The sequence below is a fragment of the Mycobacterium sp. 852014-52144_SCH5372336 genome (assembly GCF_001665615.1).
Taxonomy (GTDB): domain Bacteria; phylum Actinomycetota; class Actinomycetes; order Mycobacteriales; family Mycobacteriaceae; genus Mycobacterium; species Mycobacterium neumannii_A.
The window spans coordinates 1-7,542 of sequence record NZ_LZSW01000001.1 but is presented as its reverse complement, the minus strand read 5'-3'; the positions used below and the strand labels follow the sequence as shown (position 1 = coordinate 7,542).

General features: G+C 66.2%; 4 protein-coding genes. 3 read left to right on the top strand and 1 reads right to left on the bottom strand.

Translation table 11 applies throughout. The features are described 5' to 3' along the window. Positions 1–30 precede the first annotated feature (30 nt). The gene (locus tag A5759_RS00020; RefSeq protein WP_068192281.1) at positions 31–4,158 is read left to right on the top strand and encodes an Ig-like domain-containing protein; all 4,128 of its coding nucleotides are present in this window, start codon (positions 31–33) and stop codon (positions 4,156–4,158) included. Positions 4,159–4,162: 4 nt separating this feature from the next. Here the strand turns inward: A5759_RS00020 and A5759_RS00015 are convergent, their stop codons facing one another. Continuing rightward, positions 4,163–5,632, bottom strand: coding sequence for a carboxyl transferase domain-containing protein (locus tag A5759_RS00015; RefSeq protein ID WP_068192278.1), 1,470 nt, complete (start codon positions 5,630–5,632; stop codon positions 4,163–4,165). A gap of 26 nt (positions 5,633–5,658) precedes the next feature. On the opposite strand from A5759_RS00015, the gene A5759_RS00010 reads away from it, so the two are divergent. Continuing rightward, complete coding sequence (locus tag A5759_RS00010) at positions 5,659–6,393, top strand: enoyl-CoA hydratase (RefSeq protein WP_066848423.1); 735 nt, start codon at positions 5,659–5,661, stop codon at positions 6,391–6,393. Further along, on the top strand, positions 6,393–7,511 hold the full coding sequence (locus A5759_RS00005; RefSeq protein WP_068192275.1) for an MBL fold metallo-hydrolase: 1,119 nt from the start codon (positions 6,393–6,395) through the stop codon (positions 7,509–7,511). Before A5759_RS00010 ends, A5759_RS00005 begins: the two co-directional genes overlap by 1 nt. Positions 7,512–7,542 lie beyond the last annotated feature (31 nt).

Genomic DNA, 7,542 nt, shown 5'->3' with positions numbered 1-7,542 from the left:
TATACCCCGACTGCTGCGGCGCGCGCCGCGGTGCGTACCGGTGGGGCGGCGGCTAAGACCGAGAAGTTCACAGTGACGGTCAACGACGGTCATGGTGGCACCGATAAGGTGACGTTGACCGCGCAGATCTTGGCCGCCGGTGATCACGCCCCCAGTGGTGGTGTGGCCGATATTTCCAAGCCGCCCAGCGCTTCGAGTGGTGCGGTGACCGGCAAGATCATCGGTGTCGTCGATGCTGATGGGGACAAGCTGACCTATTCGGGGTCGGGAACTACTGCGCGGGGCAAGGTTTCTGTGTCGTCTTCGGGTGGGTTCACCTATACCCCGACCGCCGCGGCGCGCCATATCGCGGCGCAAGAGGGTGTTGATCCGGCGTTGACCAAAGACTCCTTCACCATCACCGTGCAAGACGGTGTCGGCGGCAACAGCACCGTGACCGTGCAAGTCGACATCCTCGGCAAGAACGCAAAACCCACCGGGCGGACCAAAGTCACCAAACCCGACACCACCACCGGCGTGGTCGGCGTGACAGTCACAGGCACCGACCGCGATCGCGACCCCCTCTCCTACAGCGCCCCGACAGCGACCGCCAAGGGAACGATCACCGATAACGGCAACGGCAACTTCACCTACACACCGACAGAGGCTGCCCGCGGCGCCGCCGCAGCCACCGGCGCGCCGGCGTCGGCGAAGAGCGATTCGTTCACCGTCACCATCGATGACGGGCACGGCGGCGAGCAGGTCGTGACCGTCAAAGTGGCGATCGCTCCGTCCAGCAATAACGCCGCTCCGACGGGCGGCGCGTTCACGCCGACCCAAACCGATATAACGACCGGCAGAGTCACCGGCACGGTAACGGCGGACGATCCCAACGGCGATCAGCTGAAGTACAGCGGTAGCGGAAACACCGGCAAAGGCACGTATTCGGTGACCTCCGCAGGCACGCTGACCTATACACCGACCGCGGCGGCGCGCCATGCGGCCGCAGCGAATGCGGCGACGACGGCGGTCACACAGGACATATTGACCGTCACGGCCAATGACGGCCGTGGTGGAATTCATCAGTTCCAAGTCACAGTCGACATCAGCCCGAAGAACACCGCGCCGGTGGGAAGCATTGGCAATCCGACGACAGACCCGGATACCGGCGTCGTGACCGGCGTCGTGACATCGACTGACGCCGAAGGCGATACGCGGACCTACAGCGGACCCACGACGTCGCTCAAAGGTGCGACGGTGTCAGTGCAGTCCAATGGCAGCTTCACCTACACCCCGACCGCGCCCATGCGCCAAGCGGCCGCTCAGACGCAGGGGCCCGACACCGACACCTTCACCGTCACCGTCAACGACGGGCACCAAAACGGCACTACGACCGTCACCGTGCAGGTGACGATTCTGCCCAGCCAGGCGGCAACGAACCCCGCCCCGATCAACGGCGCTCCGCTGACCAATGCACTTGTGGGATCGACGGGCCGCGTCTTCCAACCCATCGTCACGTTCAATCAGCAGGGAAACCCATCGACGTTCGTCCGGGTCTTCAGCCAGACCGGCGCGGTTATCGGCGACACTGCGGCGTTCGCCGGTACTCCGTCGGCGCCCATCGTTCGCACCGACGGCGGCATCACGATCGTCACCTACAACCAGGCTACGAGCACCGCCACCGTTCGGGTGATCAACGCATCGGCCGGCATGAGCACGACGAGTGTGCAGGGGCAGGCACAAGTGGTCGGCGAGAACGGCAGAAAATACCTTTTGGTCGCGACGAATGTCCAGGGCACTCCTCAGACGAGCTTGATACCTCTAACCGCGGGATCCCCAACGCCACAGGCGATTAGCGGGATGCCGGTCTTCGGGCCTGACGGGTCAGCGGCCGCGGCCCTTATCACCGGCAGCACCCCCGAAACCGCCTCCGTCGAGATCGTCGTAATCAACGCCAATGGACAGTCGAGAACAATCGCGGCTCCGCAACTGCAGACAGCCGCGTCCGCAGGCAGCCTATCCGTCGGACCCAATGGAACGGTCTACCTGCCGACTACCGTCATCGACGAGCTGGGCGTGAATACCGAGGTGTTGGTGTTCGGCCCGACAGGCGCGGTGTCGACGGCCACGATCCCGGGCGTGACACGGGCTTCCAATGTGTGGGTAGCCGCGAACGGCACCGCCTATATCGTTACCGGGGTCGACGGTGTATTCGACAGCTACATGGTCTCCGTGATCAGCGGCGGCGGGGCCGTCAACAGTCCCCCGATCACCACGTCCTTCGCAGTGCCTGAAGTGTTGGGCACCGCGAGCGACGGCACGCTGTATCTTGTCGCCGATGATGCGACCGGCGTGAACCGGGTGATCGTCGTGCGACCCAGCGCGTCGATCAGCAGCGTGACGGTCGAGGACTTCAGCAGTTTCGACGCGTACATGATCGGACCGGACGACAACCTCTACATCAACTACCGGGAGGACTTCGACGATGTCCTCGCCGTGATAACACCCGCCGCAGGGAAGCGGGTGCTTCCGTTCTACTCGGATGTCTCGTCGTTCGGCGGCTTCGGTCCGGAGCTTGTCTTCGGCGATGACGGGACCGCGTACGCCGCAGAGACCACCGCGAATGGCGTGGTCGTGCATATTTCCTCGAACGGTTTCGCCTCCTACAAGACAAGCGATCCCGTCGACATCTTTGTCGATTCGATGCAGGTAGGTTCGGACGGCACTGTGTACCTCGTCGCGGGAGACAGTGTCACGGCGATCGACCGGAACGGCAATGTGATCGCAACGGCCAGCGCGGGGACCGGTTCCGTCTCTGGCGGCGTGGCGTTCGGCGACAACGGAACGGCCTACGTGACGATGGTCGGTACAGATCCGTCCGACGGCTCTGCGACGACCACGGTCGTGGCGATCACGGCCGCGGGCGCCACGGAAGTGTCGACTCAAGAAGGCAGTCCGGCCGCTCCGCTGTTCGGTGGAGCGGCACCAGGGGTGTCGATCGGCACCGACGGCACGGTCTGGTTCTCCCTCTATGCGATCGGGTCGGACGGGCAAAGCACCACGCACGTCAATGCTGTGGCGCCGGTCTCGTTGCCGACCAGCCCATTCCAAGTCACCAAGGATCCGACGGACACACAGACTGGGGTGGTGCGGGTCCGCATCACCTATCCGCCCGATGCCCCGCCCCCGAGTTTCACCGGTTCGACATCATCGCCGGTCGGTGATGTCGTCGTGCAGTCCGACGGCACCGTGATCTTCACACCGTCGGCGGCCGGTCGCCAACTGGCGGCCGATGCCAACAAGCCGTTGTTCGTGGTGTTCACTGTGACGGCGACCGACAGTGCGGGCAACGAGAGGCTCATACCCATCGATGTCACTTTGATGCCGAACGATTACACGCCGCCGACCGAACCTGCACCGCGCCGCTACCTGGATTTCATCGAGATGTCGGGCATCGACAAGACGAACTATGACTTCCAGACATATTTCACCGAATCGAATGTGGAATGGAAGCAAAATTCCCAGACCGGGGAGTGGCTCAGCTATTCCAGGACCGTAACGCGCACCGGAAACATGGATCCCGCGCTCTGGCCGGATGATCCGGTTACTGGCCTCCCGGTTCAGCCCGACCTGTACATCGTGTCCACAATGCATCTCGACGGGGAGTACGGCAACCCGTACGTCCTTGGTTGGCGCAAGGTGGACTTCGGCGAGTCGATTTACGTCAAAGACGACACCTGGCGTCCAGCGGGTAACGCTTGGATTACCCACGACTTACTAGCGTTCATGCCGGGCACTTTCCCGGAGCATTTGTTTCACACGCGAGAACCAGGTGAAGTTGGCGGTTACATCTTCAACAATGAGATTCCCGAGCAGAACATGGAGCCATGGCAATTGCAGTGGGCGGAGGATTTCGAACCGCTCAGGAATTACATGGAGGAGCAGCGGCTCAAGTCGCCGTTTATCCAAGCGCAGGGTACGGCCACCCTCACTGCGCTGGAGATGTTCGGGAGCGCGCCCGCCAAGGTGCGAGGAATCAGGTATGTCGCTAACGGCATCGAACTGATCACCGACGAGCAGGAGATCGTGAACCACTACGGCGGCACCACCACTCCGGTGTTCGTTTTCGAAGGGGTCGAGTACTCGCCGGCACCACAGATCGGGGCTGGTTCTGATTAGGCCGTCACAGGCCGATGCTCCGGTAGCGCTGCAGCCGGGCCCGTAGCCGTTGCTCTCCGGGAACCGACCGCAGCGAATGCAGTTCGTTGGCGACGACGGCCGACAGCCGCTGCGTGAACTGCATGGGTTCGTCGGCGGCATCGGGGTTTTCGGGGACGATCACGTCGACGATACCGTTCCGCAGCAGGTCTGCTGACCGAATGCCTTGGGCCGCAGCCAGTTCCGGGGCATGGTCGAGATCCCGGAACACGATCGCACTGGCTCCCTCCGGCGGGAGCGGCGCCAGCCAGCCGTGCAGCGCCGCCAACACCCGGTCGGCCGGCACCATCGCCAGCGCCGGTCCACCGCTGCCCTGACCCAACAGCACCGACACCGTCGGCGTGTCCAGGGTGACCAGTTCGGCCAGGCAGCGCGCGATCTCGCCGGCCAGCCCGCCCTGCTCGGCCTCGACGGTCAATGCGGGCCCGGCCGTGTCGATCACGAGCACCAGCGGCAGTTGCAGACCTTCGGCCAGCGCCATGCCCCGACGCGCCTCAAGCAGCGCCGCAGGCCCGACCATCCCGCCGACCACACGTTGTTGTCCGAGCACCACCGCCGGCTGCCCGCCGAACCGCGCCAGCGCCAACAGCGTCGTCGCCGCCTCACCCTGTCCGGTGCCCGACAACAGCACCCGTTCGGTCGTCCCGTGCCGCAGCAGATACCCCACACCCGGGCGGTCTGGCCGCCGCGAGGCCTCCACCGACTCCCACGCCGGCACGTCGGGCAACGGCCCGAGTTCGGGTGCGGACGGCGGCGAGCCCGGCGGATCGGCGACCACCGTCAGCGTCCGGTCCAACGTGGCGCGCAGTGCGTCGAGCGGGACCACCCCGTCGACGACGCCGTGGCGGTGCAGGTTCTCGGCGGTCTGAGTGCCCTCGGGAAACGGCTCACCGTAGAGGTGTTCGTACACCCTCGGCCCGAGGAAGCCGATCAGCGAGCCGGGTTCGGCGCCGGTCACATGGCCCAGCGATCCCCACGACGCGAACACCCCGCCGGTCGTGGGATGCCGCAGGTACACCAGATACGGCAGATGCGCGCGTTTGTGCAGTTCGACGGCCGCGGCGATCTTGACCATCTGCAGGAACGCGACCGTGCCCTCCTGCATCCGGGTGCCACCCGAACTCGGCGAGGCCAGCAGCGGCACCCGCTGCGCCGTCGCCCGTTGCACCGCGGCGGTGATCCGCTCGGCCGCGGCCACCCCGATCGAGCCGGCCAGGAAGTCGAACTCGCACAGCACCACCGCCACGCGACGGCCGAACACCGTCCCCTCGCCGGTCACGACTGACTCGTCCAAGCCCGTCTTGGCGGCCGCGGCGGACAGCGCCCGCCGATAGTCGCCGTCGGCCCCGACATCCAGCGGAGGGCCGTCCCAACTGCGAAACGACCCGGGGTCCAGCACGGCATCGCGCACCTCGAGGGCACCGATCCGGCTCACAGCAACAGGCTATATAGGCTTGCCGCATGATTGGTGTGACCCGCGACGGCCACGTGATGACCCTGGAGATGCAACGCGAGGACCGTCGCAACGCGCTCAACGCCGAACTCGTCGACGGGCTTCGCGAAGCGATCGAGAAGGCCGGCGCCGAGGACGTCCGCGCGATCGTGCTGACCGGCCAGGGCCACGTCTTCAGCTCCGGCGCCGATCTCTCCGGCGGCCAGGGGGTCGCCGACGAACTGCCCGATAAGGCGCGGGCGCTCAACCTGGCCATCGATGCGGCGCCCGTGCCGGTCATCGGCGCCATCAACGGACCCGCGATCGGCGCCGGGGTGATCCTGTCCATGATCTGCGACCTGCGGGTCGTCGCTCCCGAGGCGTACTTCCAGTTCCCGGTCGCGAAATACGGGATAGCGCTGGACAATTGGAGCATCCGCCGGTTGACATCGCTGGTCGGGGCGGGCAGGGCGCGCGGCATGCTGATGGCGGCCGAGCGGCTCACCGCCGACGTCGCACTGCAGACCGGGATGGCCAACCGCATCGGCACGCTGCAAGACGCGCAGGCTTGGGCACAGGAGATCGCGGGCTTCGCGCCGCTGGCCCTGCAGCACGCCAAGCGGGTGCTCAACGACGACGGCGCCTACGAGGACCCGTGGCCGGCGCACAAAGATCTGTTCGATCGGGCGTGGGCGAGCCAGGACATCATCGAGGCGCAGGTGGCCCGCATCGAGAAGCGACCCCCGAGGTTCAAGGGGGCTTGATGATCCGGTCGGCGCTGCGCCTCGGCTTCGGCACGGCCTCACTGCTGGCCGGCGGTTGGCTTGTACGCGCATTGCAGGGTGCACCCGCGGCACTGGGCGCTTCACCCACGGAGATCGAACGCGTCGCGCGACGCTCCCCGAACTACCGCGACGGGGTGTTCGTCAACCTCGAGCCGGCGTCGATGATGAGCATCGACGCCGAACAGCAGCGGCTGCTGGTGCGCGAGTTGGTCGGGTCACGCGGCGTCACCCGACCGGACGGCCCGATTCCGGTCGTCACACCGTCACCCACCGAACCCGACTCCACACAGGTGTCGGCGTGCTGGTTCGGCCACTCCTCGGCGCTGGTCGAACTCGACGGCTACCGCGTGCTGGCCGACCCGGTGTGGAGCCGCCGGTGCTCACCCTCCCAAACGGTCGGCCCGGAGCGGATGCACGAAGTGCCTGCTCCGCTCGAGGCGCTGGCCGCCGTCGACGCGATCATCGTCAGCCACGACCACTACGACCACCTCGACATGGACACGATCGTCGGCCTCGTCCACACGCAGCGGGCGCCGTTCGTCGTCCCGCTCGGCATCGGCGCGCACCTGCGCAAATGGGGGATACCGGAGACGCGGATCGTCGAACTCGACTGGAACGAGAGCCACACGATCGGCGATCTCACCCTGGTGTGCACGCCGGCGCGGCACTTCTCCGGTCGCGCGTTCACCCGTAACACCACGCTGTGGGCGTCGTGGGTGATCATGGGCCCGCAACACCGGGCGTTCTTCGGCGGCGACACCGGATACACCAAGAGCTTCGCCCAGATCGGTATGGACCACGGGCCGTTCGACCTGACGCTGCTGCCCGTCGGCGCCTACCATCCGGCGTGGCCGGACATCCACATGAACCCCGAAGAGGCGGTCAAGGCGCACCTCGACGTCGCCGAAGCCGACCGGGGGCTGCTGGTACCGATCCACTGGGCCACCTTCCGGCTCGCGCCACACCCGTGGGCCGAACCGGTCGAGCGGCTGCTGCGGGCCGCCGACGCGGAGAAGGTGCAATTAGCGGTGCCCAAACCGGGGCAGCGGGTCCGGTTGGACGCGACGCCGCCGCTCCACCCGTGGTGGCGGTTCTAACCCCGCCTTCCAGCGCACTCTTATACACATC

Bases quoted from the DNA above. Each gene is read 5' to 3' on its own strand.
- A5759_RS00010 (WP_066848423.1), top strand. From the start codon at position 5,659: ATGATTGGTGTGACCCGCGACGGCCACGTGATGACCCTGGAGATGCAA.
- A5759_RS00005 (WP_068192275.1), top strand. From the start codon at position 6,393: ATGATCCGGTCGGCGCTGCGCCTCGGCTTCGGCACGGCCTCACTGCTG.